Origin of the sequence: Streptomyces sp. NPDC001532, from assembly GCF_040298625.1 — a bacterium.
In the GTDB taxonomy this organism is placed as follows: Bacteria; Actinomycetota; Actinomycetes; order Streptomycetales; family Streptomycetaceae; genus Streptomyces.
Genome location: NZ_JBEPAL010000027.1, coordinates 39,576 through 60,482 on the forward strand (window position 1 = coordinate 39,576; position 20,907 = coordinate 60,482).

The window sequence follows — 20,907 nt, forward strand, 5'->3', positions numbered from 1 at the left end:
CCGCTGACCCCCTGACCCGCCGACCGGGGCCGGCCACCGTCACCTGATCGTCAGGAACCTCTGCACCAGCGACGCCAGCAGCACCGCCAGCAGCGGCAGCGAGAACCAGAAACCGCCCTGGAGCCGGCGCAGCTGCCGCACGCTCGGCCGCGCCGCCACCCGCACCACCTCCCGCGTCGTCAGCAGCACGATCAGCGCCGCCGCCGCGAGCGCCCCCACCACCGACCACGGCGTCCAGGTCACCCGCGGTCCTGCCGGGCCCGGGTCCGCCTCCGGCACGGGACCCGCGGGCCGCTCGCGCAGCGTGTACAGGGCGGCGTCCTCGTTGCCGAGCACCTTCCGCAGCTCCGGCCGCCGGTCCAGGTTCCGCACCAGCCGCGACTCCCACGTCGTCGCGTACCCGACGTCCATCACCAGATAGGTCACCTGGCCGCGGTTCACCATCAGATACGAGTTCGGGCCCGCGTCCTTCAGCGACTTCACCAGCCCCGACACCAGCACCGGGTCGGTCGGCGCCAGGGTCGGCACGTACTCCACCCGCTCCATGTCCCGGGCGCCCCACGGCATCGCCGGTGTCACGTTCTCGAAGGTGTCGTTGCTCAGCCACAGCAGCCGCACGGTCGGATCGTCGTGCGCGTACACGTACTCCATGGCGGCGACCTCGCCGGACCGGATCCGCTCGAACGGCTCGTTGCCCCAGCGGGCCACCAGGAAGCCGCCCATCAGCAGCAGCCCCGCCATCAGCGCGGCCAGCGGGGCGAGACTCACGCGGTCCTTGTCGCGTTCCTCCGCGGTGACGCCGGTGCGCGGGAACAGCGCCAAGGCGGCCAGCAGGGCCGCGCCGGGCAGCGCGAACATGAAGACGCGCAGCGCCATCTCACCGCCGTACGACTGCATGCCGAAGCCGAGGAACGGCACGAAGGCGAGGACGAGCAGCGAGCGCTCGCGGTACCGGTGCTCGCGCCGCCGCCACCAGCCGTGGCAGGCCAGCGCCATGACCCCGCCGGCCAGCGCGACCCGCGCGTACAGCACCAGCTGGTGGGTGGAGCTGCCGCCCTCGATCCGGCCGGACACCGACGAGGAGACGTTGCCGCCCACCCCGCCGATCCCGCCGAACAGCTCGTCGAAGTGCCCCGACCAGTACGGCTCCGCCATGAAGCCGACCCAGAACGCCACCACCACACCGAACAGCACCGGCAGACCGCGCAGTTCGCAGCGGCCGACGAGGACCAGGGCCGTGACCACGCCCAGCATCACGAACGGCGTGAGCTGATGGGCCGGCACGCTCGCCAGGAACAGGCCGGTCACCACCAGCAGCAGCACCGCACGCTGCCGCCGGCCGGCCGGCTCGACCTCCGCCTCACCCGGCCGCCGCCGGGTCCAGATCACCCGCGGGGCCCGGAACCAGACCAGCAGGACCGCCACGAACACGAGATACAGCAGATAGGTGAAGCCCTGCGGGGAGAAGTAGTCCTGTCCCACCCAGCCGCTGAGCACGAAGATCCACACGCCGGTCCACCGGGCCCGCCAGCTCGCCCGCAGCGACCGGGTGAGCAGGAACAGCGGCGCCAGGTACAGCAGCTGGATCGCCGTCGGCCACCAGCGGATGACCTCGGTGAGATCGGTGACCCCGCAGGCCTGGGCGACGAACGCGGCCGCCGCGAAGAAGCCGGGCCAGCTCCAGCGCGCGTCCAGGTCGGGCACGGCCGTCCCGGTCCGGTCGATGTGGTCGAGGAAGCCGAGGTGCTGCCAGGCGGTCGCGAACCGCGGCTCGGTCTCGATCACGGCGGGCAGCGCGTGCAGCGACACCACCGTCGCCAGCAGGGTCACCAGCAGCAGTGCCCGGTGCTCGCGGCCGAGCCACAGCAGAGCGGCGAACACCACCACCAGCAGCCCCGCGCCGACCAGCGTCGGGACCGGCAGCACGGAGACCAGGCCGAGCCCGCCCATCCGGTCGAGGTCGGCCTCGCCGAGCCGGGCGGCGGGCACCCAGTACAGCAGCAGCGCAGCGACCAGCAGACAGCCGAGGATCACCCCGAGGCGGGTCGGCATCAGACGCTCCCGCCAGGTCGACGGCGCCGGCCCGGCCGGCGGCGGCCCGTCGTCCACCGCCGCGAACACGGCCGGCTCCGGTTCCGGTTCCGGCTCGCGGACCGCCCGCTCCCGCGGCTGCGCGTCCGGTTCGAACGGCGCGTCCACCTCGGCGTCGGTGTCGGCGTCGGTGTCGGCGCCGGCCAGGACCGGCACGCCCGCCGGCGGTGTCCCCGGCCCCGGGCGCACGTCCGGCCGGCGTTCCTGGTGGTCGAAGTCGACATGGATGCCGAGGGCCAGGGTGTCCGAGTCGAGCGCCCAGGCCGGCCCGCGACGCGACGCTCCCGCCGGGACGTCACGCGCCCCCAGGTCGGCGAGGTCCCCGTCCGGTGCCGCGCCCTCGGGCCGGTCCGCGCCCGGCGGCACCGTCCGCACGGTCCGGTACAGCCTGGGCGCGGCGATCGCCACGATCACCGCCAGGCTGACGATCTCCGCGACGCCCGCGCCGGTCAGCCCCATCCGCGGCAGCAGCAGCAGCGTCAGACCGAGCACCAGGGCGCAGAGCAGACCCTGGAGCCAGGCCAGTCCCGCCGTACGGCTCTGCGCGCGCAGCACCGCGAAGTAGGTCTCCATCACCACCCGCAGCACCGCGCCGACCGCGAACCAGCGCAGCAGCGGGGTGGCCGCGTCCGCGTACCCCGGGCCGAACACGCCGAGGATCCAGGGCGCGCCGAAGAACAGCGCGGCGGACACCGGCAGCATGATCTTGGCCATCCGGCGCAGCGCCGCACGGGTGTCGGCGGCGAGCCGGCCCGGGTCGTGCGAGCCCTCGACGGTCAGCGAGGCGCCCATGTTGATGGCGAGCAGGTTGACGGTGCCGCCGATGGTCGCGGTGATGTAGAAGTACGCGTTGTCCGCGGACCCGACCTGCGCGGCCACGATCACCGGGACCAGGTAGACCACCGCGAGCGAGAACAGCGAGCCGGTGTAGTCGCCCGCGAGGAACCGGCCGACCTCCCTCAGGGACGGCGGCCGGGCGTGCTCCTCGGTGGCCGCCATGTGCCGGGGCACCAGCCGCCGGAACACCAGCCAGCCCAGCGGCAGCACGGAGACCACGATCGCCGCGACCCAGGACACGAAGACACCGGTGGTCGGCACCGCCACCGCGAAGGCCACCAGCAGCCCCAGCTTCACCGCCGAGAAGGCGGTGTTGCCGACCGGCACCCACAGCGCGCTGCGCAGCCCGGTCAGCACCCCGTCCTGGAGGGTCAGCAGGTTCCAGGCGACCACGGCGACGACGAACCCCAGCCCGTTCACCGGGCCGTCCAGGAAGCCGTACGACGGCCCCCACAGGTCCAGCGTCAGCAGGAACACCCCGGCCGCCACCGCCACGACCAGCGAACTGCCCGCGTACGTACGGAGGATCAGCCGCCCGGTGGCGCGCCCGGCGACCGGGATGAACCGGGCCAGGGCACCGGTCAGGGTCACCGCGGTCAGACCCGCGAGGAGCTTCATCGCGGCGATCGCGGCGGAGCCCTGGCCGACCGCCGACTCGGTGTAGTAGCGGGCCGCCGCCAGCCAGAAGCCGAGGCCCAGCACCGCGGAGATCCCGGTGTTGAGCATCAGCGCGTAGGCGTTGCGGAACAGCTGGCCGCCGCCCGGCGTGCGGCCGCCGGGCGCCTCGGACTCCGGTTCGGCGGAGGTGCCGGACTGCGCGGTGGTGGTCGTGTCAGACACGGGAACGGATGGCCTTCCGGCGGACCTGTCGGGCTCTGCGGACCACCGCGTACCCCTTGGTGAGCGTACGGTCGGCGGCGAACGTACGGGCGATCGCGCGGCCCTCGACCAGCCGCCCGAACTCCTCGATGCCGGTGCCGCGACGCACCGTGACCCGGCGCAGCGCGTACGGCCCCTGGCGGCGCCGGGCCAGCTCGTTGCCGACGGCCAGCGCCTGCGCGAAGCCCGCCGCCCGCACCTCCCGCCGCACCCGGCGGCTGGAGTAGCCGTACGGATAGGCGAACGACACCGGCAGCGCGCCGAGTTCACCGGCGACGAGGTCCCGGCAGCGGGTCAGCTCCAAGCGCAGCGCCTCGTCGCCGAGCTGGTCGAGCTGCGGATGACTGTGGCTGTGGCCGCCGATCTCCAGGCCCGCGCCGGCCAGCTCGCGCACCTGGTCCCAGTCCAGCATGGTGTCCAGGGCGCCTCCGGTGTCGTACGCGCCCTGGATCCAGCCGGTGGAGACGAACAGCGTGGCCGGGAAGCCGTGCCGGGCCAGCACCGGCAGGGCGTGCCGGTGCACGCCCGCGTAGCCGTCGTCGAAGGTGACCAGGACCGGGCGCGGCGGCAGCGGGCGGCCGTCGCGCCAGCACCCGGCCAGGTCGGCGGTGGTGACCGGGGTCAGGCCCAGGTCGCCGATCAGCGCCATCTGGGCGGCGAACGCCTCCGGGGCGACCGACAGGGCGCGGGTCGCCTCGCTCGGGTGGGTGGCGACCGCGTGGTACATGAGGATCGGCACGCCGGTGTCCGTCATCCGCTCACCCCCTCGATCGGGCCGACAAGGAACGTGGCCCCGCCCCGCCGCGCCCGGACACTGCCCACGACGTACCCGCCGGCCGCCGTCAGCACTCCGGCGACGATCGCGCCCGCCCGGCCCGCGCCGCCCGGCCGGGCCAGCACCGCGTCGCGCAGCCCGCGCGCCACCCCGGCGGGCAGCACCCGGGTCACGTACCGCCGCTCCGACTCCAGCCCCTTGTCCGCGCCCACGCTGCGGGCCACCAGCGCCTTGGACAGGCCTTCGGCGTAGGCGCGGGTGCGGAAGTAGCCGAACCGCTCACGGCCCGCCGGCACCCGGTGGTGGATCACCGCACGGTCGTCGATCAGCAGCACCGCCCCCGGCACGGCCCGGGTGAGCCGGATGCACAGCTCCGTCTCCTCGCAGCCCAGCGGACGCCTGTCGCCGTCGCGGCCGATGCCGGTGGCGAAGCCGCCCGCCGCGTCGAAGGCGATCCGGCGGAAGGAGGCGTTGCCGCCGAGCACGTTGCGCACCCGCACCCGGCCGGGCGGCAGCCCCCGGTAGGTGCAGCCCACCACCCAGTCGAACTCCTCCGGGAACCAGGCCGGCCGGCGCCCCGACGCCCAGATGGGCAGCGTCCGCCCGCCGACCGCCATCACCCGCGGGTCGGCGTAGCCCGCGGCGAAGTGGCGCAGCCAGTCCCGTTCGGCGACCGCGTCGTCGTCGAGGAAGGCGACGACCTCGCCGTGCGAGGCGGCGATGCCGGTGTTGCGGCCGGCGGACAGCCCGCGGGGGCCCGCGTTGGCGAGCACCCGCACGTCGTCGGCCTCCTTGTACTCGCCGGCCAGCCGGTCGAGGAGCGCCCGGTTGTGGTCGACGACCAGCAGGGTCTCCAGGGCCGGCCGGGACTGTGCCCGCACCGAGGCGACCGCCGCGAGGATGTCCTCCCAGCGGTCCTCGGTGTAGACGCAGATCACGACGGAGATGCCGGGACCGCCCGCGGCCCCGGTGCCCGGGCCGCCGGCGGCCTTGCTGCCCGGCTCGTTCAAGACACCTCTCCCCGGACCGCGTCGAGCATGGGGGAGGCGTGGGTGCGGCGGCGCAGTGCCCGCCGGTTGGAGCGCTCGCGCAGGATCACCCGCAGCACCCGCAGTCCGTCGCGGACGGCGCTGAGGTTGCTGGTGCCGTGGATGCGCAGATACTCGTGACTCGGTATCTCCTGCACCTTCAGGCCCGCCTTCACCACCCGGATGTTCATCAGGGTCTCGACCTCGAAACCGGTGCAGTCCAGGTCGATCTTGTCCAGGCAGTGCCGCCAGAAGGCGTTGTAGCCGTAGCAGAGGTCGGTGTAGCGGGCGCCGAACTTGCGGTTGACGACCGCGCACAGGGTGCGGTTGCCGAGCTTGCGGATGAAGGTCATGTCGTCGGTGCCGCCGCCGTTGGCGAAGCGCGAGCCCTTGGCGAAGTCCGCGCCCGAGACCAGGGCGGAGACGTACGACACGATCTCGTTGCCGTCGGCCGAGCCGTCGGCGTCGACCATCACGATGATGTCGCCGGTGCAGGCGGCGAACCCGCTGATCAGGGCATCCCCCTTGCCCTTGCCGCGCTGCCCGACCACCTTGACGCCGGGCCACAGGTCGCGGGCGACCCGGACGGTGTCGTCGGTGGAGTTGCCGTCGACCAGGACCACTTCGTGTATCCAGTCCGGCAGTGTCTTGAAGACGTACGGAAGGTTCTCCGCCTCGTTCATCGCGGGGATCACCACGCTCACCGGTGGCGCGATGGCCAGGTGAGAGGAGATCGGCCGGTACCTGGTGGCCCTGGCCGGTTCCTGGCCCGCGGTCGCCGGGCGCAGTACTGAGCTCATGAGTCTGGTCCCTCTCGTCCGGTGGGCCGCCCGCCCCTGGGCGGCCCGGCTGTGTGTCCGGTTCGAAAGGGGGGTTGTCACTGGCGAAACTCACCGGCCCCGAAAAGGGCAGCCGGTTGCGCGGCACGTCCCGGTCACGCGCATGACGCCGACCGGGTACGGCACCCCCCTACCGCGCCTCGCGCCGGCACCGACCGCGGCCCTGAGCCCTCCCCTGGATCCGCTGGGCGATGGTCCGATGCGAGTGAGATGTACGACGGTATTGACGATTGCGTCCATATGGCAAGGCCTGGACAAAGACCTCACGTTTTTATTGATTCTCCCGTTACACCCGGCTACTGCCGTCCTGAGCGGATCTCTCCCACCCGTTTCAGCAGCCGGTCGGCGGGCTCGAACAGTTCCGGCCGGGACACCACGGCATTGCGCAGGGCCCGCACCGGGGCACGGCGTGCCCGGTGTCCGAACGCCACCGGGTGACGACGCGTCACCCACCCCTCCGACACCTGGAGCTCACGTGTCTTCAGGGAGTCCTTGTACTCCTTCTGCCCCCGGCCCAGATCGAGCTGGGCGACCCCCTCCGCGGCGGCCGCCTCGGCCATCCGCAGATGCAGCACCAGCCCCGGCGAGTACCGGGCGAACGCCGGGTCGTACGCCGGGAACCAGCAGGCCAGGATCCGCTCGCTGCGCAGCCCGAAGTGCGCGGCGACCGGCTTGCCGCCCGCGTACAGCACCGACAGGACCCCGGCGAACCGCTCGGTGCGGGTGTGGAAGAGATGCCGCACCAGATCGGTGATCCACGCCTGCGCGAAACGGTCGCTGCGCCCGGTGCGGCGGTACTGCGCCGACTTCCACTCCATCAGGACCCGCAGCACGGCCGGATCCCGCTCGTCGTGCACATAGCCGAGCCCGCTGGCGTCCTGGCCCAGCCGGCGCTCCTTGGCGAGCGTGGTCCGGGTGAACTTCGGCGAGCGCTCACGGAGTCCGGCGAGATAGGTCTCGTAGCCCTGGTCGACGTCCATGACCGGGGAGGGGAAGGCGGCGGAGGCGCCGGCCTCGAACGGCCGCTGCCCGGCCACCAGATGATCGAACTCCCAGACGGCGAGCCCGCAGGCGCGCAGCAGCTCCCTGGCGTCCCAGGTGAACCCGGGCCGGTGCACCACGCCCTGCGCGTCGGACACCCCGAGCCCGATCGCCCGGCCGACGCCGGCGGCGGTCCGCTGGAACGGGAAGTACGCGGCCGGCTCGCCGCCCTCGCGGACCACGGCGATCCGGACCCCGCGCCGGTACCGGCCCACGGCGATGGCGAACTCGGGTGACAGGAAGGGGTTCGCCAGCTCGGGCGAACCGTGCAGATGGGCCTTGGCCTGGAAGGCGGTCCACTCCGCCCGGTCGGCGGCGCTCAGCTCGCCGGGGCGGTACACGCTGACGTCCACGTCACCAGCCTTGTCTCTTCGGCGTGCGGCGGCTGTGCCGTCGCAGGAGAACCAGCAGGAGAACGAGGGCGCTGAACGCGGTCACGGCCACCACCCCGGCGATCACCGACCAGCGGTGCACGGCCAGCAGGGTCTGGGACACCAGCATGACGACGACGACCGCGCCCGCCAGCGAGGCGACGGCACGGCCGAAGGGTTCCAGCCCGGTGAGCGCGGCGGCGATCGCCGCGGCCGGTGCCGCGAGCAGGAAGAACAGTGTGAACGGGCCGCGCAGCGGCGAGCCCGAGTCGGTGAGCGCGAGCCACGCGCCCAGCAGCGCGACGGCGGTCGCGGCGCCCGCGAGCAGCGGTGTCAGGTCCCTCCCCGGCCCTGGCCGCGTCCGCTCGGCGTCGTCCGTCTCTTCCGTCGTATCTGTTCCACCTGGATCGGATGTGCTGCGGATGGTCTGCATTGGCGACTTTGCCCCCCGAAGCGCCGGATGCCGGGCTTCAATGTGGCGCAGCCCCGTGGCGGCCGTCAAGACGGCGAAGGGGTTCCCCGAAGGCGCCGCGCGCCTTCGGGGAACCCTCCGTCACACCCGCCGCAGGAGTGTTACGGGACGAGCTTCAGCAGCCGGTTCGGCGAGCCGGTGCCGGGGCTGGTGACCTTGCCGGTGGTGGCGCCGGCGACCAGTGCCGCGGCGACCTGCGCCGGCGTGGCCGAGGTGTGGTTCGCCAGGTAGACCGCGGCCGCGCCCGCGACGTGCGGGGTCGCCATCGAGGTGCCGGAGATGGTGTTGGTCGCGGTGTCGCTGGTGTGCCAGCCCGCTGTGATGGAGGAGCCGGGCGCGAAGATGTCGAGCACCGAGCCGTAGTTGGAGTAGCTGGCGCGGGCGTCGGTGCTGGTGGTGGCGCCGACCGTGATGGCCTCCGTGACACGGGCCGGGGAGTACGAGGAGGCGTTGGCGTTGCTGTTGCCCGCCGCCACCGCGTACGTCACACCGCTGGCGATGGAGTTGCGCACCGCGGTGTCCAGCGCGGTGGAGACGCCGCCGCCGAGCGAGAGGTTGGCGACCGAGGGGCCGGAGTGGTTGGCCGTGACCCAGTCGACGCCCGCGATCACGCCGGCCGTGGTGCCCGAGCCGCTGTTGTTCAGCACCCGCACCGCCACGATCTTCGCCTTCTTGGCGACGCCGTAGGTGGAGCCCGCGATCGTCGTGGCCACATGGGTGCCGTGGCCGTTGCCGTCCTGGGCGGTGGTGTCGCCGTCGACGGCGTCGTAGCCGTTGAAGGCACGACCGCTGATCTGCGAGTGGGTGATGCGCACGCCGGTGTCGATGACGTACGCGGTCACGCCGGTGCCCGCGCTGTCCGGGTAGGTGTAGGTGCCGGAGAGCGGGAGCGAGGTCTGGTCGATGCGGTCCAGGCCCCAGGGGGCGTTGGACTGCGTGGCGGCGACCTGGACGCGCTGGTTCTGCTCGACGGAGGCCACCGCGGGGTCGGCGGCGAGTCTCTTGGCCTCGGTCTCGGAGAGCGTGGCGGTGTAGCCGTTCAGCGCGCTGCCGAACGTCTTCTTGACCGAACCGCCGTACTCCTTGATCAGGTTCTTGCCCTCGCCGGACGCGGCCTTGAAGCCGGCGCCCTTCTTGAGCGTGACGACGTAGCTGTCCTTGATCGCGGTGGGGGAGTCGGCCGCGAGCACGATGCCTTCGGCCGGTGCAGCGTGGGCGGGGAGGGTGGTGAGCCCGCCCACCAGGGCGGCGGTCGCCAGGCTGGTTATCGCGGCGAGCCGGACCTTGTTGCTCCGCAGAGGTGCCATTACGAGGGATTCCTCCTCTAGGCGGCGCGCGCCCGGGGTGGGGCGCTGCGTCTGTGGGGGGTGCGCGCGGTCTTCGCGCGCACGGCCCGGAGCGTCGCGTACCGCTTCGGGCTGAGGTAAAGCGTGGGTGATCTACGGGCGTGGAACAAGGGAGTTGAGCACCCGTCAATAAATCTGTCATGCACACGAAATCAAGCGCACCGTCACCTCGGGTCATCGGTCCGGAAAGCAGCTGGTAACGGTCCGAAAAGTGATCGGTAACCGCTCTGGAACTGATCAAGAACGGACGCAAAAGACTTGGCATGGACACTTCCCGTCAACACGCGTAGTTGGTACCACGGTTGAGGCAGAGATGCTGCTAAAGGGAGGTTCCATGAGACGTTCCCGACTTGTCGCATACGTGACCTCGGTACTCCTCGGCGTCGTAGCGACGCTCACCGGAGCAACCGCGGCCCACGCGTCCGAAGCCGCAGCCACCGGGTATGTGGCGCTCGGCGATTCCTACTCCTCCGGGGTCGGCGCCGGCAGCTACATCAGCTCCAGCGGCGACTGCAAGCGCAGCACCAACGCGTACCCGTACCAGTGGGCGGCGGCCAACGCCCCCGCGTCCTTCAGCTTCACCGCCTGCTCCGGCGCCCGGACCGACGACGTCCTGGCGAGCCAGCTCACCCCGCTCGGCACCGGCACCGGACTGGTCTCCATCAGCGTCGGCGGCAACGACGCCGGATTCGCCGACGTCATGACGACGTGTGTGCTCCAGTCCGACAGCGCCTGCATCAGCCGCATCAACACCGCACGCGCGTATGTCGCCGGAACCCTGCCCGGCAAGCTCGACGGCGTGTACAACGCGATCCGCAGCAAGGCGCCGTCGGCCCACGTCGTCGTGCTCGGCTACCCCCGGTTCTACAAGCTCGGCACCACCTGCCTCGGCCTGTCGGAGACCAAGCGCGCCGCCATCAACCAGGCCTCCGACGAGCTCAACACCGCGATCGAGAAGCGCGCCCTGAACCACGGCTTCACCTTCGGTGACGTCCGCACCACGTTCACCGGCCACGAGATCTGCTCCGGCAGCTCCTGGCTGCACAGCGTCAACTGGCTGAACATCGGCGAGTCGTACCACCCGACCGCCGCCGGCCAGTCCGGCGGCTATCTGCCGGTGTTCCGCAACCTCGCCTGAGCCTCAGGCATCCGGTGAAGCGGAGGCCCCGTCCGACGGGGTCTCCGCCACACAGGTCACCGAGAACGCCACCGTGTTCGACGTGGCGTGCACCGGCTCACGCACCTCGACCCCGATCTCGTTCTCGTACGTCCCGCTGTCGTCGTACGTCGTCACGACCACCGTGTCCTGCCCGGTCCGCCCGCCGCCCTCCGGGAGCGACAGCGTCTGCCAGCCGCTGTCGGCCACCTCGCCGTCCGCGCTCACCCACCGGTACTCGACCTCCGCCGGCACCCGTCCCACCGTGAACGTCGCCGTGAACGACGGCGCCTGCTCATCCGGTGGCGGACAGGACCCGGAGTACTCCGTGTGCGCGCCCTCCACGCTGACGTCCACCGTCTGCGGCGGGGGCTCACTGGACGGAGTGCCGCTCGGGCTCGGGGTCGGACTAGGAGCCGCGGACGTCGGCTCGCCGGTGGTCTCCTCCTCGGTCGGCCGCGGGGTGCTCTCCCGCACCGTGGGAGTCGTGGAGGCGCCCCCGGCGTTCCCGTTCCCGCCGCCGTCCCGGTTCAGCAGCGCGTACGTCAGCCCCGCGATCGCCAGCGCCAGCACGGCGATCCCCGCGACCAGCGCCACCACCGCCCGCCGGTTGCGCGGGCCCGGCTCACCGACCGCCGGGGTGGGAGCGGCCGGCGTCGCGGCCCGCGGGGCGGGAGCCGGCGCCGCGGCCGTCGGGCCGAACGGCGTGTACGGCGTCGTCGGTGCCGTGTCCGCGCGCGGGGTGCCCCCGGCGCCGACCAGTGCGAGGTCCCGCTCGGCGCGGTCGGCGGGCAGCCGCTCCGCCGGATCCTTGCGCAGCAGCCCTTCGATGACCGGCGCGAGCGGACCCGCCCGGTGCGGCGGCGGCAGCTCCTCGTCGACGATGGCCCGCAGGGTGCTCAGCGGGGTGTCGTGACGGAACGGCGAACTGCCCTCGACCGCCGCGTACAGCAGCACACCGAGCGACCACAGGTCCGACTCGGGGCCCGGCGTGCGGCCCAGCGCCCGCTCCGGGGCGAGGAACTCGGGCGAGCCGACCACCTCGCCGGTCATGGTCAGCGCGGAGCTGCCCTCGACCGTCGCGATCCCGAAGTCGGTCAGTACCACCCGGCCGTCGTTGGACAGCAGCACGTTGGCGGGCTTCACGTCCCGGTGCAGCACCCCGGCCGCGTGCGCGGCCCGCAGCGCGGCCAGCACCTCGGCACCGATGTGCGCCGCCCGCTGCGGCGGCAGCGGACCCTCCGCCTCCAGCAGCTCGGCCAGCGAGATGCCGCGCACCAGCTCCATCACGATCCAGGGGCGGCCCTCCTCGGTCGCCACGTCGTAGACCGTCACCACATTGCGGTTCGCGACCCGCGCGGCGGCCCACGCCTCGCGCTCCAGACGCGCGTACATCCGCTCGACGTCGGACGCGGGCAGCCCGGCCGGGGCGCGCACCTCCTTGACGGCGACCTCGCGGTGCAGCACCTCGTCACGGGCCCGCCACACGGTTCCCATACCGCCCTCGCCGAGCGGGGACAGCAGCCGGTAGCGGCCCGCGATCAGCCGTGCACGGCCCGGTACGTCGGACACGGGCGCCCCCTCTTCGCATCCGGGCGAAATCCCTGTTTCTCCACGAAAGTAGCTCACCCGAGTGCGCTTGCCGCCCCCTTCAGCACCAATCCGGCCCCAAGGGCCACGACCACGGACGCCGACCCCAGCGGCGCGGTACGGCGCAACAGCTCCACGAACGGAGCCGCGGACCGGCGCCGGCGCCGCCCGTCCAGCGCTCGGGTGACCCCCGCGCCCAGCTTGACGACCGCGAACCCGGCCGCGGTGAGCGTCACGGCGAGCCCGGCCCCGTACGCGACGACCAGCAGCAACCCGAACCACGCGTGCCCCAGCGCCGCGGCGCCGACCAGCACGACGACCGCGGACGGACTGGGGACCAGCCCGCCGGCGAACCCGAGGAAGAGCGTGCCGCGGAGGGTGGGGCGGGTGTGGGTGTGCCCGTGGGAGTGCCGGTGCCCGTGTCCGTGTGCGTGTTCGTGTTCGTGTGTGTGGCCGTGGCCGTGGAGGTGTGCGTCCGGATCGGGTCGTCGGTTGCGCCAGGCCCGGCGTACGAGACCCACGCCCGCCGCCGTCACCAGGGTGCCGCCGGCGATGCCCAGCCAGGCGATCACCGAGGGCGCCGCCGCCGAACCGGCCGTGACCAGCAGGCCCAGGGCGACCACTCCGAGGGTGTGGGTCACCGTCACCGACGCGGCCAGCGGCAGGACGTCCCGCAGCCGGGCGCGGCCGCCGGCGGCCACCGCGGTCGCGGCCATGAGGGTCTTGCCGTGGCCCGGCGCGAGCGCGTGCAGCGCGCCCAGGCCGAGCGCCACGGCCAGCGCGAGGGCGGCGAAGCCGACGGTGAGGTCGTGACGGGCGATCAGCGAGTCCAGGGCCCGCGTCCAGCGGTCGGCGCCGCGCGGCAGCACCGACGCGGCGGGCGCGTCCCGCTCCGGCTCCTCGGAGAGCGCGGGACCGCCCGGGCGCAGCCGCAGGGACGCGGTGGCGGTGTCGGCCGGGGACGTCAGCAACTCCCGCGGGTACCGCGTCAGTTCCCGTGACGGCGAGCGCTCCGGCACGTCCGACGCGGTGAGCGTGGTCCGGTCGCCGCGGGCCGTGATCTCCCGCCAGCCGGGGCCGGGAGCGGCGTCCGCGCCGCGGAAGCGGAGCGCGACCGGGGCGCCCTCGGGCAGCGGGGCGGTCAGCCGGCACTCCACGCGCAGGGTGTCGAGCCCGGCCTGTCCCGGCCGCACCCGCCCGGCGCCGGCCGCCACGGTGAGCGCGACCCGCCGCCCGTCGACGGTGACCTCGCTGTCCCGCGCGGCCCGCGCGCACCGCTGCCGCGCCCAGCCGTCCAGGCCCAGCCGCTCGACAGCGGGCGCGGCCTGGGTCGCCGGTATCTCCGCGAAGTCCTCGACGTGCTCGACCCGCAGCTCGCCGGGGGCGGCGACCAGGCCGTCGTACTGGTTGACGGTGAAGTTGCCGAGCGGGTGCGCGCCGGCGGTCCCGGCGGGCAGCAGGGCCAGCGCGCAGGCGGCCACGGCGGCCGCGAGGAGGTGACGAGGTTTCACTCGGCCGCCCCCGCAACCCGCAGCGCCGCCTCCGCATCCCGCAGCGCCGCCCGCGCCTCCCGCGCGCCGCGCGGCGAGAAGCCCGGGTTCAGCTCCAGGGCCCTGGTCAGCGAGGCACGGGCCTCCCGGTCGCGGCCCAGGGCGCGTTCGATCATGCCGCGGTGGTACCAGAGCGCGGCGTCGCGGTAGCCGGTGGCGGTGGCCCGGCGGGCGTACGGCAGGGCCTTGGCGTCCTGCCCGGCGGCGTGCAGCGCCCAGGCCAGCGCGTCGGCGGTGTGCACGGTACGGCGGCGGTCCCACTCGGCGCGGGCCGCGCGCAGCGCCGTCCGCCGGTCGCCGTGGTCGGCCGCCGCGAGGGCGGTGTCCAGGTCGGGGTTGACGCCGCCCGCGCGGGCGAGCGCCGTCCAGGCGTCGACGAGCGCGTACTGCTCGCGGGCCTTCGTCCGCTCACCGCGCTCCTCGTACAGCTCGCCGAGCAGCACCAGCGGGCCCGGCAGCGGAGCCCGCGCCACGACCTGCTCCATCGTCTCGACCGCCGCCGCCCGGTCGCCGCGGCCGCCCCGCGCGGCCAGGGCGCGGGCCCTGCCCTCCAGGGCGGGCAGATAGGCGTCGTCGGCGGCGAGGGCACGGGCGTAGTGCCGCAGGGCCGTGCCGTTGTCACCCTGCTGCCAGGCGAGGCGGCCGAGCGCGGTGGCCACGTACGCCACGTCGCCCGGCGCGGTGGCCGAGCCGAGCGCCTGGGTGAGGACCCGGCGGGCGGTGGGGACGTCGCCGCGCAGCTCGCGCACATAGGCGTAGCGCGTGAAGACCGGCACTCCGGGCCGCCGGCCGTCGGCGAGGTCGGCGGCCCTGGACGCCTCCGCGTAGCGGCCGAGTTCGACCAGGGCGTCGATCCGGGCGCACAGGGCGCGTTCGTTGTACGGGTTGCGCTCCAGTGCCCGGTCCGCGTGGCGCAGGGCGCCCCGGAAGTCGTGCCGGGCGGCGGCCAGGGCGGCCCGGCCCGCGAGCGCCTGGTCGTTGCCGGGCCGCAGGTCCAGGGAGCGGGCCAGGGCCCGTTCGGCCTGCGGGTACCGGGACGGGTCGCCGTCGGTCCTGGCCTGCTCCACATAGGCGAGGCCGAGGGTCGCCCAGCCGGTGAAGTCCTTCGGCTGGGCGCGCAGATGGGCCTGGAGGGCGGTGACGCCCGCGCCGAGGTCGCCCTGGGACAGCAGGGCCGGCGAGACGGCGGCGGGCGCCGACCGGGCCGCCCGCTCCTCCTGGCCGCGGACGTCACCGACCGCGATCGACGTCGTGGTCAGCGCCACGGCCAGCAAGGCGGCGCAGGCGGCCGTACGGGCGGCGCGTCGGGGCCGGGGCCCGGTGTCGTTGGTCGTGCGCGGCAGCATGCCTCTCCTCGGAGGGGGATGGGGTGGCGCGGCCCGCGCCGTGGGGTCGGGAAGGGACGGGCCGCGCCGGTCGAGGGCCGGGGCCGTCAGTACGCGCGGCCCCGCGTCCGGCGCCACCACAGCAGCCCGGTGCCGATCAGCAGGACGCCGAGCGCTCCGGCGCCCGCGGAGGCGGCGATGAGCGGGGTGTCGTCCTCGCCGGCGCCGGCCGGCCGCAGGGCGTCGCCGAGCTGGCTGCGGACGTCGGTGTCACCCGAGGTGCCCTTGGCGAGCGGCCCGCGCGAGCCCTCCGTCGGCAGGGCGAGATACGGGAAGGAGTCGCCGAACTCCTTGTCGTTGGCGTCCACCGCGTCGCCCAGGTCGTTCTTCTGCCCGAGCAGCTCACCCTCGACGACCTGGAGCGAGGCGTCGATCACGTCGTCGGTGAGCCGGCGGCCGTTGGGGAAGCCCGCGTTGTCGCCGTCGAGCACCCCGAGGCGCTTGGGCTCGGCGGCCGGCTTCACCGAGGTGTTCAGCCGCAGCTGCTCCGACGGGCGCACATGCGGCGGCCGGTTGAGGCCGTCGACGCCCTTGAGGAAGACGTCGACCAGGTCGTTGCGCGGCTCGGCGGGCGCGTCGATCTTGTAGATCGCCTCGATGAGCTTCGGCAGCTCCGGCTCGGTGACGTTCTTCAGGAACTGGCCGTCGTTCCACGGCGCGTCCGCGTTGAAGCGGTCCTTGTCCTCCAGCGGGTTGACGACCTCGTTGACCAGCGGACTGCCCAGCCGGGACACCTGCGTCCAGTGGCCGCGGGCGTTGCGGCGCTGGGTGGTCGACCAGATGCCGACGACCGGCTGGTGCGCGGACTCGCGGATCAGCTCGTGCGGCACCTGGAGGGCGACCGAGTTGACGTTGTAGCCCTTGAGCGTGTCGTTGCCGACCTCGGAGAGGTTCCCGCCGTACAGCAGGTCGAAGACCCTGAGGTCCAGGAAGAACGGGTCGTCGGCCTGCCCGGCGAACGTGGTCGCGCCGCCCGCGAGTTCGTGGACCGCCTGGTCGCGCAGCTTGCCGTAGTCCGGCATCGAGGCCTTGCCCACGTTCGACGGCGCGACCGGCACATCGTCCGCGATCTTCGTACGGGAGACCAGGTGCTGCTTGCGCAGCCGCAGCAGCTCCAGGTCGTACGTCTGCGTGATGTTGAGGTCGGGGTCGTCCAGGCTCTCGACCGGGCCGGTGTTGTAGAGGAACGTCTTCCCGTTCTTCACCTGCGTCCTGAAGGTGTAGCGGTAGAGCAGGTCGCCCTGGGCGTCGCCGTCGTTGTCGATGTGGATGTCGTACTGAGCGTCCTGCGCGAACGGGAAGAAGTTCGGTCCGCCGGCCGGCTCCTCGAAGGGGATCCAGTTGGCGATGATCGTGGTGGTGTCGGGCTTGTCCGGGCTCACGAACGCGTACAGGTCCGTGTTGTCGTACTGCGGGGTGCCCGATATCAGCGGGGCCTCCCGGTGGCTGGAGGCGGCGGTCGCCCCCGGCTCCAGCGCGGTCACGCCGGCGGCCGCGAGCCCTCCGGCCGCCAGCGCACCACAGACGAGAGCGGCGATACTCCCGCGTCCAGCCCCGCTCCGGTAGATAGGTGTCATGCCGTCCGTCCTCCGTGCCGTGTTGCCTGACGCCGGGGGATTCGCAGCGGGGCACCGAACGGATTGGTCCGGCGGGAAACTTGTTTTCCTCCCCGCGGAACCCGCGTTTTCGGCACGCTGATCCGTAATCCCGTCCGACAGGAGACAGTCCGGCAGGAGACAGGAGGGGGCGCGAGTGGGGGCGGACGAGCTTCTGCTGCGGGTGGCGGGCGGTGACCAGCAGGCCTTCGAGGACCTGTACACCGTGGTGTCCGGTCCGGTGTTCGGACTGGTGAAACGAGTGGTGCGGGATCCGGCCCAGTCCGAGGAGGTGGCGCAGGAGGTGCTGCTGGAACTCTGGCGGTCCGCATCCCGGTTCGACCCGAGGCGCGGCAGCGCGCTCGCCTGGGTGCTCACCCTCGCCCACCGCCGGGCCGTGGACCGGGTGCGCAGCGCCCGCGCGGCCGTGGACCGCGAGCAGCGGGAGGCGCTGCGCGCCGCGGCGCCCGCCTTCGACCATGTCGCCGAGGAGGTGGAGGCCGGCCTGGAACGCGAGTGGGTGCGCCGCTGCCTGGACCGCCTCACCGCGCTCCAGCGCCAGTCCGTCACCCTCGCCTACTACGACGGCTACACCTACCGTGAGGTCGCCGAACGCCTGTCGCTGCCGCTCGGCACGGTGAAGACCCGGATGCGGGACGGGCTGACCCGGCTGCGCGACTGCCTGGGGGGTGCGGCATGACCGTCCTCGACCGACTCCTGCGCCGCACCGACCCGCACTCCCTGGCCGCCCCGTACGCGCTGGACGCCCTCGGGCCCGAGGAGCGGCGCCGGTTCGAGCGGCATCTGGCGGGCTGCGGGCGGTGCGACGCCGAGGTGCGGGCGCTGTCCGAGGACGCGGTGCGGCTGGCCTGGTCGGCGGCCGAACCGGCGCCGCCCGGGCTGCGCGAGCGGGTGCTGGCCGCCGTACGGACCACCCCGCAGGAGACCGCCGCGGGGCACACGCCGCGGCTGCCACCGCATGTCTGGGGCACGCGGCCGCCACCGTCCCGCACCCGTACGCCCCGCACGCGCCCCCTGCTGGTGCCGTTCGCGACCGCGACCGCCGCCGCGGCGCTCGTCGTCGCCGCGCTCTTCGCCGTCCAGGCCGACCGCACCCGTGGCGAACTCGCCGCGGAGCGCGACCGGTCACGTGAGATCGCCCACGTCCTGGCGGCCGAGGACGCCCGCGCCACGACCGGGCGGGACGCGCGGGGCCGGACGATCTCGGTGATCGCCTCCGTCTCCGAGGGGCGCGCGGTGGTCACATTGGGCGGGTACGGCGAACCGCCCGGCGAACGCGTGCACCAGCTGTGGCTCATGCGCCCCCATGCGCAACCGCGCTCCCTGGGCCTGTTCGACGGCGACACGCCCTTGGTCGCAGCGGGCCTGGAGAGCACCGCGACCTCACTCGCAGTGACCGTCGAGCCCGACGGCGGATCAGCCCAGCCCACGACCAGGCCAGTTGTCCAACTCGCCCTGGATTCGGTTGGATTCGGAGAGTAATCGAGAAAGGGTTGTCAACACCCTTGCAGGGAAGGTGAATCCTGTGACCTCGATACACGAGTGCCCCGAGGGGGCGATAGGGTTACCCTGCCCGGGCCGGGTGGACTCGTACGGGTGGGGAGTGACATGGAACAGATAACTGTGCGCAGCAGGGCGAGGGTCCCTGCGATCACCTGCGGTAGCAGCGCGACCAGTACGCGCCTCGACCGCCATCTCGCGGTACTGGCGGGTCCCGCCGTGCCGCAGCAGAAGACGGCCGAAGCGACCTCGCTGATGCGTGAGCTGACCGCGCGCGAACCCGCACACACCCCCAGCGCCACGAACGTCCGAGTGAGCCGCGTCTCGCTCTTCGCTCCGCTGCGCCGGCTCCGCCGCACCCTGTTCGGCGGTCGCTGACCGCACCGGCGTCGCCGGGGGGTTGCTCCCAGAACCCGCGCTCAGGCCACCACACCGTCCCGGCGCAAGGCTGCGATCTCGTCGTCCGTCATCCCCACGGCACGAAGCAGCGCCCCGGTGTGCTGGCCGAGCGCGGGTACGTCACCCATCCGAGCGGTCTCCCCACCCGGCATCGTGATCGGCGGCAGCAGCGCCCGCAACGGCCCCACCGGCGACCCCACCTCCCGCCACCGCTCCCGCGCCGCCAGCTGCGGATGCCCGGCCACCTCCCGTACGTCCCGCAGCCGGGCGCACGCGATCCCCGCCTCCTCCAGCCGCGCCAGCGCCTCGTCGGCCGGAAGCAGCCCCAGCGCCTTCGCCACCAGCTCGTCGGTGCGCTCCCGGTTCGCCACCCGTGCCGCGTTCGTGGCGTACGCCGGATCCGTCCCCAGCTCCGGGCGCTCGATGACCCGCTCGGCCAGCCGCCGCCACTCCCGGTCGTTCTGCACCGACAGCAGCACCCGCCCGCCGTCCGCCGTGCCGTAGGCGTCGTACGGCGCGATCACCGCGTGCGCCAGACCGGTGCGCGCCGGGGCGGTGCCGTCGTGCATCACGTGATGCAGCGGATGCCCCATCCACTCCGCCAGCGCCTCCAGCATCGAGACCTCCACCGGCCCGCCGCGCCCGGTCGTGCCCCGCCGCACCAGCGCCGCGAGCACCCCGGAGAAGGCGTACATGGCCGCCGCGATGTCCGCCGCCGGGATCCCGGCCTTCACCGGCTGCTCCGGCGTCCCGGTCACCGACACCAGTCCGGCCTCGCACTGCACCAGCATGTCGTAGGCCCGCTTGCCGGCGTACGGCCCCGTCGCGCCGTAGCCCGAGATGTCGACGGCGATCAGCCGCGGGTGCGCCGCGCACAGGGTCGCCGCGTCGAGTCCCAGCCGGGCCGCCGCCCCGTGCGCGAGGTTCTGCACGAACACGTCCGCGTCCGCGATCAGACGCCGTACGACATCGAGTCCGCGCGGGTCCTTCAGATCCAGCGCGAGGGACTCCTTGCCGCGGTTGCACCACACGAAGTGCGAGGCCAGACCGCGGGCGGCGGTGTCGTAGCCGCGGGCGAAGTCACCGCCGTCCACCCGCTCGACCTTGATCACCCGGGCGCCGAGGTCGGCGAGCTGGCGGGTGGCGAACGGGGCGGCGACGGCCTGTTCGACGGCCACGACGGTGATGCCCTCCAGGGGCAGGGGGAGACGGTCCATGGGGTGGATCATCACCCCTGCCCCGGGGCCTTGTCAGCAGCCGATGGGCGCGGAGCCGACGGCCACGTCGTCGAACCACAGCGTGTCGTCACCCGTGCCGTAGCTCTCCCAGCCCAGGCGCAGGGCGGTCGGGCGGGGCGGGGTGGTGCGGGCGAGCCACTGCTGGTCGACGTCCTGGGTGGGGACGCCGTCGGCGTGCAGGCCCGGGATCTGCTCGGCGCCGAGCCAGGTGTCCAGCTTCGGGGCGCTCGTGTCGATCGCGAACCGCAGGCACTGCCAGCTTCCGGTCGGCAGCGGCCGGCTCAGCGCCACCCCGGCCGGGCTCTGCGCGGGCAGGGTGGCGTCGTCGCTCTCCCGGTTCCACTGCAGGGCGCCGTTCTGGCCCCCGACGCGCAGCGCGCGCCCGCCCTGGGAGGTGTCGGCCAGGGCGACGAAGGTGACGTGGGCGGCGGGCAGCGCGGTGGTGTGGCGGACCCACAGGCGCACGTGCAGCACCGGGCCGACCGAGGACAGGTCGGCGGTGGCGGCGACGAAGGCGTGGTTGCAGTAGCCCGCCTTGCCGTCGATCCGCAGCGACGTGCCGCCGCTGTGCGCGACCGCGGTGTCGACGGCGGCCGTGCCGGTGCCCTGGCAGTCGGGCGCGGTGAACCGCCAGGCGCCGGACGGGGCGGGGCCGCTCTGGTCCTCGAAGTCGGAGCAGAGCACGGCGGTGCCGCAGTCGGCGCTCGGCGGCGGCGTGGTGGGCGGTGGCGTGGTCGGGGGCGGCGTGGTGCCGGTTCCGCCACAGGAGGCGGCGAGGACCACCGCCCAGGGGC

16 protein-coding genes and 1 pseudogene are annotated in these 20,907 nt (G+C 73.7%); 4 read left to right on the forward strand and 13 right to left on the reverse strand.

What is annotated here, in order from left to right:
• Positions 1-39 precede the first annotated feature (39 nt).
• The 7 genes from ABT232_RS23785 to ABT232_RS23815 all read right to left on the reverse strand — a co-directional run bounded on the left by ABT232_RS23785 (position 40) and on the right by ABT232_RS23815 (position 9,640).
• Positions 40-3,768, reverse strand: coding sequence for a lipopolysaccharide biosynthesis protein (locus tag ABT232_RS23785; RefSeq protein WP_351843105.1), 3,729 nt, complete (start codon positions 3,766-3,768; stop codon positions 40-42).
• Positions 3,761-4,561, reverse strand: coding sequence for a polysaccharide deacetylase family protein (locus tag ABT232_RS23790; RefSeq protein WP_351843107.1), 801 nt, complete (start codon positions 4,559-4,561; stop codon positions 3,761-3,763). Before ABT232_RS23790 ends, ABT232_RS23785 begins: the two co-directional genes overlap by 8 nt.
• Positions 4,558-5,529, reverse strand: coding sequence for a glycosyltransferase family 2 protein (locus tag ABT232_RS23795; protein WP_351843234.1), 972 nt, complete (start codon positions 5,527-5,529; stop codon positions 4,558-4,560). The genes ABT232_RS23790 and ABT232_RS23795 overlap by 4 nt, the downstream gene beginning before the upstream one ends.
• 59 nt (positions 5,530-5,588) lie before the next feature.
• The gene (locus tag ABT232_RS23800) at positions 5,589-6,410 is read right to left on the reverse strand and encodes a glycosyltransferase family 2 protein (RefSeq protein WP_351843109.1); all 822 of its coding nucleotides are present in this window, start codon (positions 6,408-6,410) and stop codon (positions 5,589-5,591) included.
• A gap of 335 nt (positions 6,411-6,745) precedes the next feature.
• A complete protein-coding gene (locus ABT232_RS23805) occupies positions 6,746-7,843 on the reverse strand; it encodes a GNAT family N-acetyltransferase (RefSeq protein WP_351843111.1) in 1,098 nt (365 codons plus the stop codon).
• Between the two features lies 1 nt (position 7,844).
• A complete protein-coding gene (locus ABT232_RS23810) occupies positions 7,845-8,294 on the reverse strand; it encodes a hypothetical protein (RefSeq protein ID WP_351843113.1) in 450 nt (149 codons plus the stop codon).
• A 140-nt stretch (positions 8,295-8,434) separates the two neighbouring features.
• Positions 8,435-9,640, reverse strand: a complete 1,206-nt coding sequence (locus ABT232_RS23815; RefSeq protein WP_351843115.1) for a S8 family peptidase — start codon at positions 9,638-9,640, stop codon at positions 8,435-8,437.
• A gap of 373 nt (positions 9,641-10,013) precedes the next feature.
• On the opposite strand from ABT232_RS23815, the gene ABT232_RS23820 reads away from it, so the two are divergent.
• A complete protein-coding gene (locus ABT232_RS23820) occupies positions 10,014-10,817 on the forward strand; it encodes an SGNH/GDSL hydrolase family protein (protein WP_351843117.1) in 804 nt (267 codons plus the stop codon).
• 3 nt (positions 10,818-10,820) lie between these two features.
• Here the strand turns inward: ABT232_RS23820 and ABT232_RS23825 are convergent, their stop codons facing one another.
• The 4 genes from ABT232_RS23825 to ABT232_RS23840 form a co-directional block, all read right to left on the reverse strand.
• Entirely contained in the window at positions 10,821-12,407 is a 1,587-nt protein-coding gene (locus tag ABT232_RS23825; protein ID WP_351843119.1) for a serine/threonine-protein kinase, read from the reverse strand.
• 53 nt (positions 12,408-12,460) lie between these two features.
• On the reverse strand, positions 12,461-13,936 hold the full coding sequence (locus ABT232_RS23830) for a nickel transporter (protein ID WP_351843121.1): 1,476 nt from the start codon (positions 13,934-13,936) through the stop codon (positions 12,461-12,463).
• The gene (locus tag ABT232_RS23835; protein WP_351843123.1) at positions 13,933-15,321 is read right to left on the reverse strand and encodes a tetratricopeptide repeat protein; all 1,389 of its coding nucleotides are present in this window, start codon (positions 15,319-15,321) and stop codon (positions 13,933-13,935) included. Before ABT232_RS23835 ends, ABT232_RS23830 begins: the two co-directional genes overlap by 4 nt.
• An 86-nt stretch (positions 15,322-15,407) precedes the next feature.
• Positions 15,408-16,937 (reverse strand): DUF4331 domain-containing protein, encoded by a 1,530-nt coding sequence (locus ABT232_RS23840; RefSeq protein WP_351843125.1) that lies wholly within the window; start codon positions 16,935-16,937, stop codon positions 15,408-15,410.
• Positions 16,938-17,064: 127 nt separating this feature from the next.
• Between ABT232_RS23840 and ABT232_RS23845 the strand changes: the two genes are divergently transcribed.
• The 3 genes from ABT232_RS23845 to ABT232_RS23855 all read left to right on the forward strand — a co-directional run bounded on the left by ABT232_RS23845 (position 17,065) and on the right by ABT232_RS23855 (position 18,854).
• Entirely contained in the window at positions 17,065-17,655 is a 591-nt protein-coding gene (locus ABT232_RS23845) for a sigma-70 family RNA polymerase sigma factor (RefSeq protein WP_351843236.1), read from the forward strand.
• The gene (locus tag ABT232_RS23850) at positions 17,652-18,458 is read left to right on the forward strand and encodes an anti-sigma factor (RefSeq protein ID WP_351843127.1); all 807 of its coding nucleotides are present in this window, start codon (positions 17,652-17,654) and stop codon (positions 18,456-18,458) included. The genes ABT232_RS23845 and ABT232_RS23850 overlap by 4 nt, the downstream gene beginning before the upstream one ends.
• Positions 18,459-18,584: 126 nt before the next feature.
• Positions 18,585-18,854, forward strand: coding sequence for a hypothetical protein (locus ABT232_RS23855; protein ID WP_351843129.1), 270 nt, complete (start codon positions 18,585-18,587; stop codon positions 18,852-18,854).
• Between the two features lie 41 nt (positions 18,855-18,895).
• On the opposite strand, the gene ABT232_RS23860 is transcribed toward ABT232_RS23855, so the two are convergent.
• Both ABT232_RS23860 and ABT232_RS23865 read right to left on the reverse strand, forming a co-directional pair.
• Positions 18,896-20,092, reverse strand: a complete 1,197-nt coding sequence (locus ABT232_RS23860; RefSeq protein ID WP_351843131.1) for a CaiB/BaiF CoA transferase family protein — start codon at positions 20,090-20,092, stop codon at positions 18,896-18,898.
• Positions 20,093-20,125: 33 nt separating this feature from the next.
• Positions 20,126-20,878, reverse strand: a pseudogene (locus tag ABT232_RS23865) (cellulose-binding protein); the annotation flags it as partial.
• Positions 20,879-20,907 lie beyond the last annotated feature (29 nt).